The organism is Streptomyces sp. NPDC003027 (genome assembly GCF_053591435.1).
In genome coordinates, this window is sequence record NZ_JBSFTU010000033.1 from 17,657 (window position 1) to 33,315 (window position 15,659).

The following is a 15,659-nucleotide window of genomic DNA, read 5'->3' on the forward strand; positions in this document are numbered from 1 at the left end:
GGGACGCGTGCCCACAGGGGTGGGGGGCGGATGGGCAGCGGCGCCCGTCAGCCGATGCGGCGGTGGACGTTCTCCTTCGTCGAGGGGCCCGGCGGGGTGTCCGCGATCCAGGGGCCGTCGTCGCTCGCGTCGACGACTCCGGCCTCCAGCCATTCGTACGCGCCCGCCAGCACGCTCTCCACCACCCGTCGGTCCACCTCGTCCGTGTTGGACCACAGGCGGCCGAAGAGCTCCTCCACCCGCAGCCGCGCCTGACGGCAGAACACGTCCGCGAGCTGGTACGCCTCGCGGCCGTGGTCGTCCGTCGACCGCAGCGACTCCGCCCGTACGCACGCCGCGCTCATCGCGAAGAGCTCCGCGCCGATGTCCACGATCCGGCCGAGGAACGCCTGCTTCAGCTCCATCCGCCCCTGCCACCGGGACATCGCGTAGAACGTCGACCGGGCCAGCTTGCGCGAGGTCCGCTCGACGTACCGCAGATGGGTGGCGAGGTCGCCGAACTCCCGGTAGGCGCCCGGCACCTGCCCCTGCCCGGCGACCAGCTTCGGCAGCCAGCGGGCGTAGAACCCGCCCGCCCGCGCGCCCGCCCGCGCCTTGTCGGAGAGGGACTTCTCCGGGTCGATGATGTCGCCCGCGACGGCGAGGTGCGCGTCCACCGCCTCCCGGGCGATGAGCAGGTGCATGATCTCGGTAGAGCCCTCGAAGATCCGGTTGATCCGCAGATCGCGCAGGAGTTGCTCGGCCGGGACCGCCCGCTCGCCCCGGGCCGCCAGCGAGTCCGCCGTCTCGTAGCCGCGGCCGCCCCGGATCTGGACCAGCTCGTCGGCGATGAGGCACCCCATCTCGGAGCCGTAGAGCTTGGCGAGCGCCGCCTCGATGCGGATGTCGTTGCGGTCCTCGTCGGCCATCTGCGAGGCCAGGTCGACGACGGCCTCCAGGGCGAACGTGGTCGCCGCGATGAAGGAGATCTTGGTGCCCACGGCCTCGTGGCGGGCGACGGGCTTGCCCCACTGCTCGCGTACGGCGGACCACTCCCGGGCGATCTTCAGCGACCACTTGCCCGCGCCGACGCACATCGCGGGCAGCGAGAGGCGACCGGTGTTCAGGGTGGTCAGGGCGATCTTGAGGCCGGCGCCCTCGGGTCCGATGCGGTTCGCGGCGGGTACCCGGACGGCGTGGAAGCGGGTGACGCCGTTCTCCAGGCCGCGCAGGCCCATGAAGGCGTTGCGGTGCTCGACGGTGATGCCGGGCGAGTCCGCCTCGACGACGAAGGCGGTGATGCCGCCCTTGTGGCCGTCGGACTTCGGGACGCGGGCCATGACGACGAGCAGGTCGGCGACGACGCCGTTGGTCGTCCAGAGCTTCACCCCGTCCAGGACGTAGTCGTCGCCGTCCGGCACGGCGGTGGTGGCGAGCCGGGCCGGGTCGGACCCCACGTCGGGCTCGGTCAGCAGGAAGGCCGAGATGTCGGTGCGGGCGAGGCGCGGCAGGAAGGTGTCCTTCTGCTCCGGCGTGCCGAAGATTTTCAGCGGCTGCGGTACGCCGATCGACTGATGGGCCGAGAGCAGGGCGCCGATCGCGGGGCTCGCGGTTCCGACGAGGGCGAGGGCGCGGTTGTAGTACACCTGGGTGAGGCCGAGCCCGCCGTACTTCGGGTCGATCTTCATCCCGAGCGCGCCGAGTTCCTTGAGGCCGGAGACGACCTCGTCGGGGATGCGGGCCTCGCGTTCGATCAGCCGGCCGTCGATGCGCGTCTCGCAGAAGTCCCGCAGCTTGGCGAGGAAGGCCTCGCCGCGCCGTACGTCCTCCTCGGAGGGGAGGGGGTGCGGGTGGATGAGGTCCAGCCGGAAGCGGCCGAGGAAGAGCTCCTTGGCGAAGCTGGGTTTGCGCCAGTCCTGCTCGCGCGCGGCCTCGGCGACCTGCCGCGCTTCTCGTTCCGTGACCTTGGGCCGCTGGGTGGGTGCGGACATACGGAGCTCACCTCGCCGCTCATCGGGGGCTCGTGGGGCTTGTGGCTACCCGTCCGTAGTACCCGATTTCACAGCGTGGGGAAACAGGAGAAGACGGCCGGAGCCCCCGCACAGTGCGTTCCTCAAACCATCCCTGACCTGCGATTTGGCTCTGACCTGCACGAACGGTCCAGCGTTTCGGCCCGCATCTCCACTCATCCGGCCGTATCTCTTCGCATACGCCCTCACCTATGTTCCCGCGGGAACACCTTGGGAACACCCACTCCGGAAGCACGCGAGACTCGCAGGCGTCCTCAACGGCAGCAGACCGCCCAGCGGGTCTTCCGGCGGGCCAGTTCACGAGGTCCGTGCGTCTGGGCTCACAGGTTCCCCCTTGCCCACACTCCCGCGCCGACTAAGAGGTCCTGCGAGGGGTTTCGGGCCTGCACACCGGGGCCATGAAGCACGCATGACAAGGTCATATGACCCATGGAGCTGGGAGTGGCGTCGGCTCCGGTGTCTCGCAGGCTGCGGTGAACCCGTAAAGCGCGCCGTGCATGCGTGGGTGGAGTTGTACGGGACACAGTCGGGCAGTTGGCTCTCTGCCACCCGCATTGACGCAGGGCAGGGACTCGCCGACCCTCTTCCGCCGCCTTCCGATGAGCCGCTGTACATGCTCGGAGGCGCGCACCGGGCGTGCCTGGACCCAGCGGTCGAGTTGCTTCGACAGGGACTCGCTATTTTCGATCACCCTCTCCAGGAGGCGTTTGTCGACGTACCGCCTCATGGCCAAACGCCCGCCGATTGGCTACCAGCGCAGCGCGGCCGGTGCCCCTTCTGCCAGGACTTGGAGCCGAACCCCACGAAGGAGGACATCTACCCGAAGTGGCTGATCCGGGAGCTGCGCCGACTCGGCGTGAGGAACGGTTCGCCAGATCCACGACAGCGGAAGATCGAATGGCCAACCACTCCGGTCTGCCAGCAGTGCAACAACAACTGGATGTCCGTTCTCGAGAACGACGTCTCTTCGATCTTGCTCCCCATGTTCTTCAGCACGCGTCTCGTGAGTGAGCCAGAGCAGGTGAGGCTGGCTCTGTGGGCAGCCATGAAGGCGGTGCTGTTCGACTCCGCTGGCGAGGCCGTCATACCTCACGGGTTCGGTCAGAGCCTGGAGCTCTTCCGTCATCCGCACCCCGGCATGCACGTATGGATCGCCGCATACCACGACAGCAACCCGCTGTCCCTGGTGGTTCGGCCTGTCTACGCAGCCCATGGGGTGGAAGGAGGCAGTGATCAGCTCGATGGTTGGTGTGCCACGTTCTCCATGCTGCGGGTCGCCTTTCAGGTGTTCATCCCGTTCGCGGAAGGAGACCTCGCTCCGCTCCCGGACTTCCATGGCTCCGTGGTCAGGCTCTGGCCCCCGTCAGGCAAGGTTCTGGACTGGCCGCCGCCGTACTACTTCGACAGCAAGTCCATAAACGGCCTCGCGGCACGGATCAACGACAACCGAGAAGTCATTCAGATGGAGGTCACCCTCACCGAGGCTATTCGGGAACCCGGACCGCCTGGCCCCGCGCCTACCCCGTAGGCCGGGACCAGGCGACTCCGGGTGCTTCAGCGCAGGGCTTCGAGAACGCGCGTGCGCAGGGTCTCGTTCTCGATTTCGTCTGCGTAGCGCCAGGCCGCCGCCGTGACCTCCTCTTCCTGGAGCTCAACCGCGTCGGAGTGGGTGCGGAAGAGGAAGCGGAAGTCGAAGTGACGGTGGCTCGGCTCGTCCTTGGCCGGGTTCGCGGGGATGTGGTGGGCGTCGACGTGGAGGGGGCGGTGGCCGACGGGGATGACCGCCGAGACTGGGATGCCGGTCTCCTCGGTGAGCTCGCGCTGTGCGGCTTCGAGGAGGCTCTCGTCCTGGCGCTCCAGGTGGCCGCCGGGGAGCAGCCACCGGTTCAGCGCGCGGTGCTTGATCAGGAGGACGCGGCCAGCGGGGTCGGCGAGGATCGCTCCGGCGGTGAGGTGGCCGTCGAAGGTCTTGCGGCTGGTGACGTCGTGGTCGGCGTCGAGCAGTTCGCCGATGAGTGAGAGGCGCCACTTCTCGTCGGGATGTGCGTCGAGGTACTCGTAGAGCGTTTCGCGGATTTGGTCGGGCTTGATGGGCAAGGCGTCTCCTCAGTGGTGGAAGTGGTCGAGCCACGTCGCGGCGATGGCGGCGCGGTCGGTGGGGCTGATCTCGTGCATGCCGGGCTCCAAGCCGCCGCGTGCGAGGGCGGCGGAGGCGGCGAGTATCTCGGCCTGGACGAGGAAGATGAACGGACCCACGCTGGCGCCGTGCAGGAAGTTGACGGCGTTGCCGCCGTTGAGCAGGTCGAAGTGGTGGTCGGCGGTCAGGTAGCGGGTGACGTGCTCGCCGACGTGGACGCGCTGATAGATCGGCGGCAGCCCTGCGAGGTCGAGCTCGTCCTCGCTGCTGGTCACCGTGGCGACGTAGGCGCCGACGCGCAGCCTCGGGAAGTCCTGGCCCCGGAGTGCCAGGGAGCCGGTGGCGCACAGGACGATGCCAGCCTCGGCGAGGCTGGCATCGCGGTCGGAGGTCACCGCGAAGCCCTGTGAGAGGGCCTGGGTGCGCTTGACCGGGTCGATGTCGTGGACGGTGACGTGTACGCCCTTGCCGTGGAGCAGGCGGGCGATACTTGATCCGAGCTTTCCAAAGCCGACCACGAGGGCAGAGCGGCCGATCAGGATGTCGCCACGGGAGCGCATGAGCGCCTCGGTCGAGAAGACGATCGACTGACCGACGAGGTAGTCCTCGGGATCCTTCAGCGGCGAGCGGGCCACGGAGACGACCGGACAGGGCAGCTTGCCGAGTTCGGCGTACCGGCGGTGGCCGTTCTCCGTGTCCTCGACGACGCCGAGGATCTGGCCGGAGAAGCGGTCGCAGAGCGCGCCGAGCGTGTGGGCGAAGTAGCCGCCGACGTCGAGCAGGACGACCGGTCGGCCTGCGGCCCGTGCCTCCAGGAAGCCGAGCGCCCGGTCGGGGTCGGTGAACAGCTCGCGGGACAGTTCGGCGCAGCTGTACCCGTCGTCCTCGATCTTGCGCAGGGCGTGCGGGTCGACAGACTTCGGCTTGGGCAGGACGGTCCGCAGGTCGGTGACCGTGCCCACGCCGCGGACGAAGGCCGGCCGCTCGGGCAGCACGTGTGTGATCAGGACCGAGGCAGGGCGCTCAGCGGGCGTGAACCGTCGGGCGATGCGCTCGAAGTACGTGTCGAGACGGGCCCGTTCCAGGGTGTCCATGGCGGTGTCTCCTCCGGTACGGCGGTGAGGTGGCGCACGGGGTCGGTGTGCTGTTGCTCCAGGGCGCGGCGGAGCGCGGCGGGGTCGGTGAGCGTTTCGTCATCGGGCAGCTCGCACCATCCGCCGGTGTGGCCGTCCAAGCAGTTCGGGTCCGGGGCCACGAGCCAGGCGCCGACGCTCAGCACGCGCACGGGCAGGTCCTGCCAGAGGCTTCCACTCCCGGTGGGTACGGAGAAGTACAGGCGCTGGCTCAGGCGGTCGTACAGCACGGGGCCGAGTCCCTCCTCGGCTGCCCGGAGCCGGGCGAGTGTGAAGAAGCCCGTCTCCGCCGACACCCGCACCGCGTCCCAGTCCTGGCCGAGAGGAAGGAGGCGGAGGTCGGGGAACTTGTCGACCTGGGCGGCGCTCCTCAGGGAATCGCGGAGGGACATCAGACACCTCCGCGTTGCCGGACGACCGGCCGGGCCTCGACCGGACGCTTCCTGCCAGGTCGGGGGCTGCTTCCCCGGACGACGATCAGGCAGGCCCTGGCCTTCTCGATGCGGCGCCCGCGCTCGGCAGCGAGCCCCTTCGGCCCCAGGTGGCTACGCGAGGGCACGACCACTCCGTAGGTGCCGGCCAGGGCGAGGACGTCGAGGAGGCCGACGAAGGCCGGGGCAAGCGGGTTCGTGGTCGCCTCGCGCTCGGTGAAGAAGCCGTGCAGCGTCAACTCGTGCTGGAGGCAGTATTCGGCGAGGGAGTCGACCAGGGCCGTGTGGCGGGCCGCCGAGCCATTCGTATGGCGCAGGTAGCCGTAGACGTGGACCTCACCGACCTCGCGGTGTTCCGTGATGGGTTCCATGCATTGAGCGTCCCGGTGACTGAACGGCCTCGAAATGACCGTCTGTTGTACTTCCGTTGCACTTCCCGCCCCTCGCGTGCACTCGGCGTGCTTCGATACGCGGCGGAGGGAGGCAGCCCGTGGTCAACGTGCAGCAATGGACCGGCCGAGAGGCCAAAGCACTGCGCTCGGCACTCCGGATGAGCACCCGCGCCTTCGCCGAGCACCTGGGCGTGGCGCTGCGCACCGTGGCCAAGTGGGAGAAGCACGGTGCGGACACCCACCCGCGCCCCGACACACAGGCCATCCTCGACACCGCTCTCGCCCGCGCCGACGAGGCTGCGCACGCGCGCTTCGAGAAGGTGTTGCGCGGCCGGCGGACCGCCCCGTCCGTGGATCACGAGGCATGGACGGAGGACATCGACCGCGCCATCATCTGCCTCAGTCACCAGCGGTTTACCTTCGCCTCGGACCTGCTGAACAGGTGGCTGGGCCGCCACGAGCCGCGCGGCCTCGACGACAAGGGCGCCTATCTATACGGCCGTTCCCTCGTCCTCCTCGGTGACTTACAGCGCGACCAGGGCGCCATCCTCGGTCCGCTCTCCGCGCGCCACTCCTATCTGCGAGCTCACCGCCTGTTCCACGACCTGGCCATCCCGCGACGCACGGCACAGATCGAACTCTCCCTCGGCGTGGTCACGGAGATGGCCGGGCAGCTCGAAGCCTCGGCACGCCAGTACGAGCAGTTGGCCACTGACGACCGTCTCAGCCACCGCGACCGGGCCCGCGCCCGTCTGTGGGTGGGCACAGCCCTCAGCAAGCACGGCGACAACGAGTACGCCACCAAGGTCATGCGTTCCGCGATCAGGGACTTCGAGGAGCTGGGCGAGCCCGAGGACTGGTCGGTCGCCCACCAGAAGCTCGCCTTGGCACATCGCGGGGCCGCCGAGCTCGGTCAGGCGCTGCACTACATCGACATCGCCCGCTCGACCGGATCCGTCGACTCCCCCATGCAGCGCGTCCGGCTGGACACCGCGTACTCGCACATCCTTCTGTCCGACCCGGCCACCCGCGATGATGGGTTGACCGTCCTCGACGACGCGGCGCGCATGGCCTCCCAGCACGGCCTGAGCCACCAGCTCCGCAGCATTGAGGGAATCCGGCGGTCGTACGACGACCCGCGGACCCTCGTGTCGAGGTGAAGGCAGCGATGATCGAGGGAGTCCCCGTGGCGGACCACGCAGAGCGCACCATCACCGACGAGCAGTGGAACGACGCCGTGCTGATCTGGCGCTATCACCAGATGGGCCACGAGGTACGCCCCTGCTCGGCGGCCATCGGCCTGGGCAGCCACGATCTCGGTGTCGCCACCGCCACCGCCGACCTCTACGGCGCCGGCCTGTTCCCCGTCGTCGTCTTCAGCGGCGGAAACAGCCCGACCACGGCGGCCCGCTTCCCGCGCGGCGAGGCGGTCCACTACCGCGAGCACGCCCTCGACCTGGGCGTGCCCGACGAGGCGATCTTGCTGGAGACCAAGGCCGGCAACACCGGCCAGAACATCACGCTGTCCCGAGAGGTGCTGCGCGAGGCCGGCGTAGAGGTGGAGTCGCTGCTCCTGATCTCCAAGCCGTACATGGAGCGCCGCTCATACGCCACGTGCCGCAAGCTCTGGCCGGAGGTAGAGGTCGTCTGCGCCTCCGAGCCGCTGGAGTTCGACGACTACATCAAGTCCATCGGCGACGAGAAGCTCGTCGTGGACATGCTCGTGGGCGACCTGCAACGGGTCATCGAGTACCCGGCGCTCGGCTTCGCCCTCGAGCAGGACGTACCGGGGGATGTCCATGACGCGTACGAGCGCCTGCTGCGCGCCGGCTTCGACAGCAGGCTCATCAGCTCCTGACACCGTCACCGCCCCTCCGGGGGCGGTGTGCGCGATCCACCAGCCGAACTTCCTCCCACGGCTGTCCACGCTGGCGAAGCTGTTCGCCTCGGACGTGTGGATCGTCCTGGACGACGTCCAGTTCGCCCGCCGGGACTATCAGCACCGCACCCGGCTGACCAGCCTTGAAGACCCCGGCGACGGGCGGTGGCTGTCTCTGGCCACCCACCTGCCTCAAGGTCGCAGCACGCTGATCCGCGACGCGCAGCTTGCCGATCCCGAACGCTGCCGTCGGCGGGTCCAGCAGCTCACGCACCAGTTGTACGGGCGAAGCTCGAACTGGCCCACTGTAAAGGCGGTCGTGGAGTGGGTACTGGAGGAGTTCGATTCCACGAAGCGGACGGCCTCTGTCGCAGAGGCGTCCACGTTGGCGCTCCTGGCGGCCGTGGGGTGGTCCGGGACCGTCGTCCGAAGCAGCGCACTGACCGCTCGCGCCGGCCGATCCACACGCCTCGCGGACCTCACCGTGGCTATGCGCAGCAGAACGTACCTGTGTGGCCGCGGCGGCATGCGCTACGTCGAGCACCGTGCCTTCTCGGACGCGGGCGTGGCTGTCGTGCCCTTCCTGCCACCGGAGACGTCGAGGCCGCCGTGGGGGCATGCGCAATCCATCAGCGCCCTGTGGGCCTTAGCAGCGGTGGGCACACATGGACTGCGCCAAGAGTTGCAGGATGCGGCTTCCGGCGCGCGTGGGGCGTAGCGACCGCTCGCGGAAGCACGATCACCTTGGCCAAGACCACTGGGCCGGTGTTCCCACGCGTTCACGAGGTTCAGCCAAGATCCGACGTTTCTCGCAGGTCAGAGCTTGGACAAGGGAGACGGCCGGAGCCCCCGCACAGTGGGCTCCGGCCGCCGGTCTTGGTCCGTACAGGTGGGGTACGGGTTACAGCGCGAGGCCCGTGAGGACCAGGACGCGCTCGTAGGTGTAGTCGTCCATGGCGTACTTGACGCCCTCGCGGCCCACGCCGGACTGCTTGACGCCGCCGTACGGCATCTGGTCGGCGCGGTAGGACGGGACGTCGCCGACGACCACGCCGCCGACCTCCAGCGCGCGGTGGGCGCGGAAGGCGGTCTGGAGGTCGTGGGTGAAGACGCCGGCCTGGAGGCCGAACTTGGAGTTGTTGACCTCGGCGAAGGCCTCGGCCTCGCCGTCGACCTTCTTGATGGTGAGGACCGGTCCGAAGACCTCCTCGCAGGCCAGGGTGGTGCCGGCCGGCAGGTCGGCGAGCACGGTCGGGGCGTAGGTGGCGCCGTCGCGCTTGCCGCCGGTGAGGAGGGTCGCGCCGTCCTTCACGGCCTCGTCCACCCAGGACTCGACGCGCTTGGCCGCGTCCTCGCTGACGAGCGGGCCGACGTCGGTGGTGTCGTCCGACGGGTCGCCGGTGCCCTGCGCCTCGACGGCGGCGACGATCTTCGGGACGAGCCGGTCGTAGACCGACGCGTCGGCGATCACGCGCTGCACGGAGATGCAGGACTGGCCGCCCTGGTAGTTGGAGAAGGTGGCGATACGGGTCGCCGCCCAGTCCAGGTCGGCCTCGGAGGCCCAGTCGCCGAGGACGACGGCCGCGGCGTTGCCGCCCAGCTCCAGGGTGCAGTGCTTGTGCGGCACCGACTGCTGGATGGCGTAGCCGACCTTGTCGGAACCGGTGAAGGAGATGACGGGGAGGCGCTCGTCCTGGACGAGGGCCGGCATCCGGTCGTTCGGAACGGTCAGGACGGACCAGGAGCCGGCCGGCAGGTCGGTCTCGGCCAGCAGCTCGCCCAGGATCAGGGACGAGATGGGGGTGGCCGGGGCCGGCTTGAGGATGATCGGGGCGCCGACGGCGATGGCCGGGGCGACCTTGTGGGCGCTGAGGTTCAGCGGGAAGTTGAACGGCGCGATACCGAGGACGACACCCTTGGGCATACGGCGGGTCAGGGCCAGCCGGCCGACACCGCCGGCGTCGGTGTCGAGGCGCTGGGCCTCGCCGCCGTTGAACCGGCGGGCCTCCTCGGCGGCGAAGCGGAAGACGGAGACGGCGCGGCCGACCTCGCCGCGCGCCCACTTGATGGGCTTGCCGTTCTCGGCGGAGATCAGCTGGGCGATCTCCTCGGTGCGCTCGGCGAGACGCTTCGATACGTGGTCGAGGGCGGCGGCGCGCACGTGTGCCGGGGTGGCGGCGAACTCGTCGACGATGGCGTGCGCGGCGGCGACGGCCTCCTCGACCTGGGCCTCGGTGGGAACGCTCACCTTGCCGACGAGACGGCCGTCCCAGGGGGAGGTGACGTCGAAGGTGGCCTCGCCGGTGGCCTCGCGGCCGGCGAGCCAGAAGGCGTGGGTGGCAGTCATTGCGTCCCGGCCCTTTCGTATCGGTGGTGTCGTGCCGTCAGTGGGGTCGCTGACGTGTCTGCGTGCCACGGTAGGGCCGAGGGGGCGGCGTGTGGTTTGTCCGCTGTGGAGTGGTGAGGGGTGGCGGCCCTGACGGTTTGGAGGAAGAGCGTGGTCACGACCGTCGCTCGGTGGAGACGATGAGGCAGACGCCCGCGACGACGATGCCGCCGCCGAGGGCGATCGGCCAGGTCAGGGCCTCGTTGAGGACGAGGGCGCCGAGGAGGACGGCGACGACGGGGTTGACGTAGGCGTAGGTGGCGGCGAGCGACAGCGGTGCGCTCTGGAGCAGCCACGCGTAGGCCGTGAACCCGATCAGCGAGCCGAAGAGGACGAGGTAGGCGAGCGCGACCCAGGAGCGGGTGGAGAGGGCGGACAGGTCGAGGCCGTGCTGTTCGCCGCGGACCAGGCCGACGACGATGCCGCCGAGACCGCCGGCGATCATCTCGTACGCGCTGGCGGTGAAGGGGTTGGACGGCATCGGGATCCGGCCGGACGAGAAGGAGCCGACGGACCACAGCAGGGCGGCGAGGATCACGAGGAGGACGCCGCCGAGGTGGACGTCGCCGCTGAGGCCGGGGAGCGTGAGCACGGCGAGGCCGGCGAGGCCGAGGAGGACGCCGAGCACGGCGGACCCGCCGGGGCGCTCGCCCGACGCGGTCCGCAGCAGGACGACCCAGGCGGGCACGACGGCGATGAGCAGGGCGGCGAGGCCGGACGGGATGGAGGTCTCGGCGAGCACGACGAGGCCGTTGCCGCCGAGGATCAGCAGCAGGCCGACGACGACGGCCGAGGCGAGCTGCCTGCGGGTCACCTTCAGGGCGGCGGGGCCGCGCCGCCAGGCGATGAGCCCGGCGAGGATCAGCCCGGCGGTGACGAAGCGGGCGCCGGCGGAGAGGAACGGGGGCATCGTCTCGACGACGATCCGGATGCCGAGGTACGTGGACCCCCAGACGACGTACACGATCCCGAGGGCGGCCCACACGGCACCGGAGATCCGGCGGGGCGTGCGGGCGGGGGTGCCGGGGGAGGCGGAGGCGGACGTCTGGACCTCGGAGGCCGGTTCGACGGCGGGGCTTGGCATGCTCAGGAGATTAGGGAATCGCGGAGCTGATGACCAAGGAATTTGCCCGCGAGCGGGCAGGTGAGGCGGGTTTCGGCCGCGGCGCCGCACGGGTCGTCGCTCCGCTCCCCCGGGCACCCCGCCCGGACGCGGCCTACGAGGCTGAGGAGGCGCCCGGCGTGTCGCCGCCCGTCGCCTTCAGGGCCAGCCAGAGCTCCATGCGGACGTCCGGGTCGTCGAGGGAGCGGCCGAGGATCTCCTCCACCCGGCGCATGCGGTAGCGCAGGGTGTGGCGGTGCACGCCCAGGTCGGCGGCGGCCGCGTCCCACTGGCCGTGGCGGGAGAGCCAGGCGCGCAGGGAGGCGACGAGGTCGCCGCGGCCCGTGGCGTCGTGCTCGTGGAGGGCGCGGAGCATGCCGTCGGCGAAGGCCCGTACCGCGTCGTCGGCGAGCAGCGGCAGGATCGAGCCCGCCGCCAGGTCCTCGTGCTCCACCAGGGCCCGGCCACGCCGCCGCGCCACCGACAGGGCCTGTTCGGCCTGCTTGTACGCGGCCGCCGCCGCGATGGGGCCCGTCGGCGCCGAGAGCCCGACGACGACCCCGGCCTCCTCCGCCTCCCGCTCGGCGTACGCCTCGCACGCCGTGACGACCGCTCCGCCGTCGGTGGCGAGGACGAGCAGCCGCTCCTCGCCCTCCGGCACCGCGAGGACCGTCTCGCCCGCCCGGGCCGCCGCCGACTCCAGCGCCTCCGCGAGCACCGGAAGCGGCGCTTCGCCCTCCGGCTCGCCCGTCGCCGGCTCCGCGATCAGCAGGCGGAAGGGCGCGTCGAGGAGCCCGCCGTACAGGTCGCCCGCCACGGCTCGCGCGTGGTCCGGCTGCCCCGAGAGCATCATCCGCAGCACCGCCGCGCCCAGCCGCCCCTCGGCCGCCTGGAGCGAGCGGGAGCGCTCGGTCGTGAGCGTCAGCAGGGCGATCGCGGAGTGCACGGCGTACCGTTCCGCCGTCCCGAGCGGCGCCCCCGTCCCGACCGCCAGCGCGCCCCGGACCCGCCGCCCCGTCCCGAGGGACTGCAGCTCGACCCGGTCGTCCGTGCCGCCGACCACCGCGCTCGCCGGCGCGGGACGTTCCCGCAGCCGCTCGACGTCGGGCGTCAACCGCGCGGCCCGGCGCGCCGCCCACTCGGGTGACACGGCGAGGACCGTGCCCGAGGTGTCGTACAGCGCCGCCCACCCGTCCACATGCGCCGCGAGCCGGGCCACCACCGCGTCCGGCCCTTCGGCGAGCGCCGCCCGGGTGAGTTCGCGCTGCGCCTCGAAGCCGGCGGTCACGGCCCGGTACTGGTCCGCCGCGATGGCCGCCGACACCGCCTTGCTGATCGCCAGGAACGGCGTCCGCCGCGGCACCTCCAGGAGGGGCAGGCCCTCGGCCCGTGCCGCCTCGAGGAGCGCCCCCGGGATGTCCTCGTAGTTGACGCCGATCGCGAATCCGAGCCCCACCACCCCGGCGGCGAGCAGCCGCCGCACATAGCGGTGCATCGCCTCGGGGTCCTCGGCGTCGAGGGTGAGCGCGGTGGTGAGCAGCAGTTCGCCGCCCTCCATGTAGGGGACGGGGTCGGTGAGCTCACTGACATGGGCCCAGCGCACGGGGGTGTCGAGGCGGTCCTCACCGGCTCGGACGGTGAGCTTGAGCGCCGAGTGCTGGACGAGGGAGGCGAGCGTGGGCGGCATTGGGGACCGTCGGACCTTTGAGCGAGGGGAGGGCCGCTCAGCCGAGCGGCGCCCCCGATTGTGCCAGGGCCCACTGCCCGGCGCGTCGGCTCGCGGCGTCGCCTCCGCCCTTGAAGCCGCCGGCTCCGGCGTCAGCCCGGCGCTCGAGGGCGTCAGCTCCGCAGCTCCACCAGGAGCGGTGGCGTGTGCTCGCCCCGCACATCGGTCAGGGAGAGCACCGCGTGCCCGGCCGGGACGGCGTGCGCCAGGTCGGAGGCCGACCACCGCTCGCGCTCCACCTCGCGTACGGTCACGGCCTCCGCCGTCGCCGCCTTGCCGGTCACCACGCGCCGCATGAAGTGCAGGGCCTTGGTGAGGGGCTCGTCGGAGATGATCTGCCGGTTGGTGACGTCCCGCGTCTGCACCCATTCGGTGCCCCACGTCTCGGCGAACCGTCCTCCGTCCCAGTGCGCGATCCCCGCGAACGCCATCCGGCAGCCGACCGCGCCGAGCAGCGGGCCGCGCAGCGCCTCGGGCACGTCCTCCAGGCTGCGCAGCGCGAGGACGACACCGGCGTTGGCCGAGCGCAGCCGCTGCACCGCCCGCACCGAGTCGGCGGTGACGGTGTACGAGGCGTCGTCGAGGACCAGACAGGCGAACAGCGACCGGTCGCGGCGGGCGAGGGCGGCCTCGGCGAACTGGGCGAGCAGCAGCCGGGAGACGATCCGGGAGGCTTCGGCGTGGCCCCGTTCGGGCAGGTCGACGCGGACCCTGAGCGGGTGTTCGACGGCCCGGAGGGAGAACTGCCGCCGCGGCCCCTCCGTATCCGTACGGAAGAACCGCGCGAAGGCCGGCCGGTCGAGGAAGGCGATCCGCTCGGCGAGCAGCACGGCGACGTCGTCGGCGCGTTCGGCCTGGCGGGCGCGGGCGTCGAGCTCGCGCAGCTGGGCCGGGTCACCGGCGACGGCCCGGCGCAGCGCGGCGGTCGCCTCCGGTGACCCGGCGAGCAGCTCGCGCAGCTCGGGAACGGCCGGGAAGCGCCCGTACGCGCTGTGGAACGGCCCGAGGAGCTGGGCGAGCGCGGTGGCGGCCCGGCGGCTGTCGGCGACGAGGTCCCCGACGAGCGCCTCGGCGAGGACCCGGGCGGCCTCGTCGGGGTCGTCGGCGCCGCCGTACAGGTCGAGGTCGTGGGTGGAGTCGGCGCGGCCGACGGAGACGACGGCGTCGAAGGAGTCGTCGGGGCCGAGGGCGGTGCCGTGGGCGGTGACGGCGACGACGGCCGCCCGGTTGGCCAGCGCCTGCAGACAGAGCGACTCGACGACGGGCCGTACGAGACGCACGGTCTTGCCGGACCCGGCGGGGCCGACGGCGAGCAGCGAGGTGCCCAGCAAGCCGGGCTCCAGGGCGACGCCGGTGGTGCGGCGCGCGTACGGGTTGCGCGGGTGGTCGGCGGCGGTGCCGATGCGTACCTGCGCGGTGGCCAGGTCGTGGGTGGCGGTACGGACGGGCAGGTCGCGGAGGCCGGAGGGGTGGGCGCAGGCGGCGGCGCCCCGGGTGCGCACGGCGTCGTCGAAGGCGGCGAGCCGCTCGGGCCGGGTCCGTACGCCCTGCCAGGCACGCCGGATCCGGGCGTAGTCGACGTCGCCGAGGACGCCTCGGCGGGTGGCGTCGGCGAGGGTGCTCGCGGCCTCGGTGAGCCCGGCCTCGCGCAGCTCGGGCCACTCCACGGGGTCGGCGGCGGGCGGGGCCGCCGCCTCGGCGGCCGGGTCGGACGTTCCCAGGCGCCGGCGGACGGCCGGCCAGGTGCCGACCCGCGTCACGGCGGCGGCGACGGCGGCGGCGAGCAGGACGTAGTAGACGTTGGAGGTCCAGGTCAGCCAGGTCTCCCGGTCGCGGGGCATCTCCTGCCAGACGCCCTGCACGAGCACGAACAGGGGCCACAGCGGCACGCCGTAGCGCTGCCACACCTCACGCCAGTTGCCGATCCGCCCGAAGCCGACGGCGAGCAGGGAGAGGACGATCGCGTTCCAGAGGTAGGTCGCGGCGACGAAGAGGTGGATCCGGGGGCTGTGCACCGACTGCCAGGAGTCGGGCACGAGCAGGGTCATCGGCAGCAGCCACCAGTCGTCGACGAAGATCCACCACCCTTCGAGGTAGCCGTTGAAGAGCAGTGACCAGAGCAGCCAGCCGCAGAGGTAGGCGATGAAGGCGCCGGTGAGCAGCTGGCGGCCGGGGACGAGGTCCGGTTCCTCGGCGGGCCGCTCGCGGTGGCCGAGCCGCCAGACACCGGGGGCGGCGGCCGGTCGCGGCACGCGCAGCCAGTCGGCGACGGCCGGGCGGGTGGTGGGCGCGTGGAGCGGCATCGCGGGCGAACCGGCGGGCGCGGAGGCGAGCGGACGCGAGGGCGCCCCGCCGGACGCGGAAGGACCGGGGCCGGCGGACGGACCAGGTCCGGCGGACGGACCAGGTCCGGCGGACGGACCTGGTCCAGTGGGCGGACGCGTTCCCGCAGGCCCGTACGAGG

At 71.6% G+C, this 15,659-nt stretch carries 13 protein-coding genes; 4 read left to right on the forward strand and 9 right to left on the reverse strand.

All coding sequences use genetic code 11. From position 1 onward, the window contains the following. Positions 1-47: 47 nt before the first annotated feature. On the reverse strand, positions 48-1,970 hold the full coding sequence (locus tag ACWDX6_RS22245; RefSeq protein ID WP_451486629.1) for an acyl-CoA dehydrogenase family protein: 1,923 nt from the start codon (positions 1,968-1,970) through the stop codon (positions 48-50). Between the two features lie 544 nt (positions 1,971-2,514). Between ACWDX6_RS22245 and ACWDX6_RS22250 the strand changes: the two genes are divergently transcribed. Then, a complete protein-coding gene (locus tag ACWDX6_RS22250; RefSeq protein ID WP_451486630.1) occupies positions 2,515-3,537 on the forward strand; it encodes a hypothetical protein in 1,023 nt (340 codons plus the stop codon). A 26-nt stretch (positions 3,538-3,563) separates the two neighbouring features. Here ACWDX6_RS22250 and ACWDX6_RS22255 read toward each other — a convergent pair whose 3' ends face one another. The 4 genes from ACWDX6_RS22255 to ACWDX6_RS22270 are packed head-to-tail and all read right to left on the reverse strand — an operon-like array spanning position 3,564 to position 6,081. Further along, positions 3,564-4,106 (reverse strand): NUDIX hydrolase, encoded by a 543-nt coding sequence (locus ACWDX6_RS22255; RefSeq protein ID WP_451486631.1) that lies wholly within the window; start codon positions 4,104-4,106, stop codon positions 3,564-3,566. Positions 4,107-4,115: 9 nt separating this feature from the next. Continuing rightward, complete coding sequence (locus tag ACWDX6_RS22260; RefSeq protein ID WP_451486632.1) at positions 4,116-5,240, reverse strand: adenosylhomocysteinase; 1,125 nt, start codon at positions 5,238-5,240, stop codon at positions 4,116-4,118. Beyond that, positions 5,150-5,671, reverse strand: coding sequence for a hypothetical protein (locus ACWDX6_RS22265; protein WP_451486633.1), 522 nt, complete (start codon positions 5,669-5,671; stop codon positions 5,150-5,152). Before ACWDX6_RS22265 ends, ACWDX6_RS22260 begins: the two co-directional genes overlap by 91 nt. Beyond that, entirely contained in the window at positions 5,671-6,081 is a 411-nt protein-coding gene (locus ACWDX6_RS22270; protein WP_451486634.1) for a hypothetical protein, read from the reverse strand. Before ACWDX6_RS22270 ends, ACWDX6_RS22265 begins: the two co-directional genes overlap by 1 nt. A gap of 119 nt (positions 6,082-6,200) precedes the next feature. On the opposite strand from ACWDX6_RS22270, the gene ACWDX6_RS22275 reads away from it, so the two are divergent. The 3 genes from ACWDX6_RS22275 to ACWDX6_RS22285 are packed head-to-tail and all read left to right on the forward strand — an operon-like array spanning position 6,201 to position 8,699. Beyond that, on the forward strand, positions 6,201-7,262 hold the full coding sequence (locus ACWDX6_RS22275) for a helix-turn-helix domain-containing protein (protein ID WP_451486635.1): 1,062 nt from the start codon (positions 6,201-6,203) through the stop codon (positions 7,260-7,262). A gap of 8 nt (positions 7,263-7,270) precedes the next feature. Further along, positions 7,271-7,960, forward strand: a complete 690-nt coding sequence (locus tag ACWDX6_RS22280) for a YdcF family protein (RefSeq protein ID WP_451486636.1) — start codon at positions 7,271-7,273, stop codon at positions 7,958-7,960. Positions 7,961-7,985: 25 nt separating this feature from the next. After that, positions 7,986-8,699 (forward strand): WbqC family protein, encoded by a 714-nt coding sequence (locus ACWDX6_RS22285; RefSeq protein ID WP_451486637.1) that lies wholly within the window; start codon positions 7,986-7,988, stop codon positions 8,697-8,699. Positions 8,700-8,882: 183 nt separating this feature from the next. Here ACWDX6_RS22285 and ACWDX6_RS22290 read toward each other — a convergent pair whose 3' ends face one another. From ACWDX6_RS22290 to ACWDX6_RS22305, 4 genes are all read right to left on the reverse strand, one after another. After that, positions 8,883-10,328, reverse strand: a complete 1,446-nt coding sequence (locus ACWDX6_RS22290) for an aldehyde dehydrogenase family protein (RefSeq protein WP_451486638.1) — start codon at positions 10,326-10,328, stop codon at positions 8,883-8,885. Positions 10,329-10,482: 154 nt separating this feature from the next. After that, positions 10,483-11,451 carry an EamA family transporter gene (locus tag ACWDX6_RS22295; protein WP_451486639.1) on the reverse strand — a complete coding sequence of 323 codons (969 nt, stop codon included), beginning with the start codon at positions 11,449-11,451 and terminating at the stop codon, positions 10,483-10,485. A gap of 133 nt (positions 11,452-11,584) precedes the next feature. Next, the gene (locus ACWDX6_RS22300; RefSeq protein WP_451486640.1) at positions 11,585-13,156 is read right to left on the reverse strand and encodes a PucR family transcriptional regulator; all 1,572 of its coding nucleotides are present in this window, start codon (positions 13,154-13,156) and stop codon (positions 11,585-11,587) included. Between the two features lie 152 nt (positions 13,157-13,308). Further along, positions 13,309-15,498: an ATP/GTP-binding protein gene (locus ACWDX6_RS22305; RefSeq protein WP_451486641.1), complete on the reverse strand. Its 2,190-nt coding sequence runs from the start codon at positions 15,496-15,498 to the stop codon at positions 13,309-13,311. Positions 15,499-15,659 lie beyond the last annotated feature (161 nt).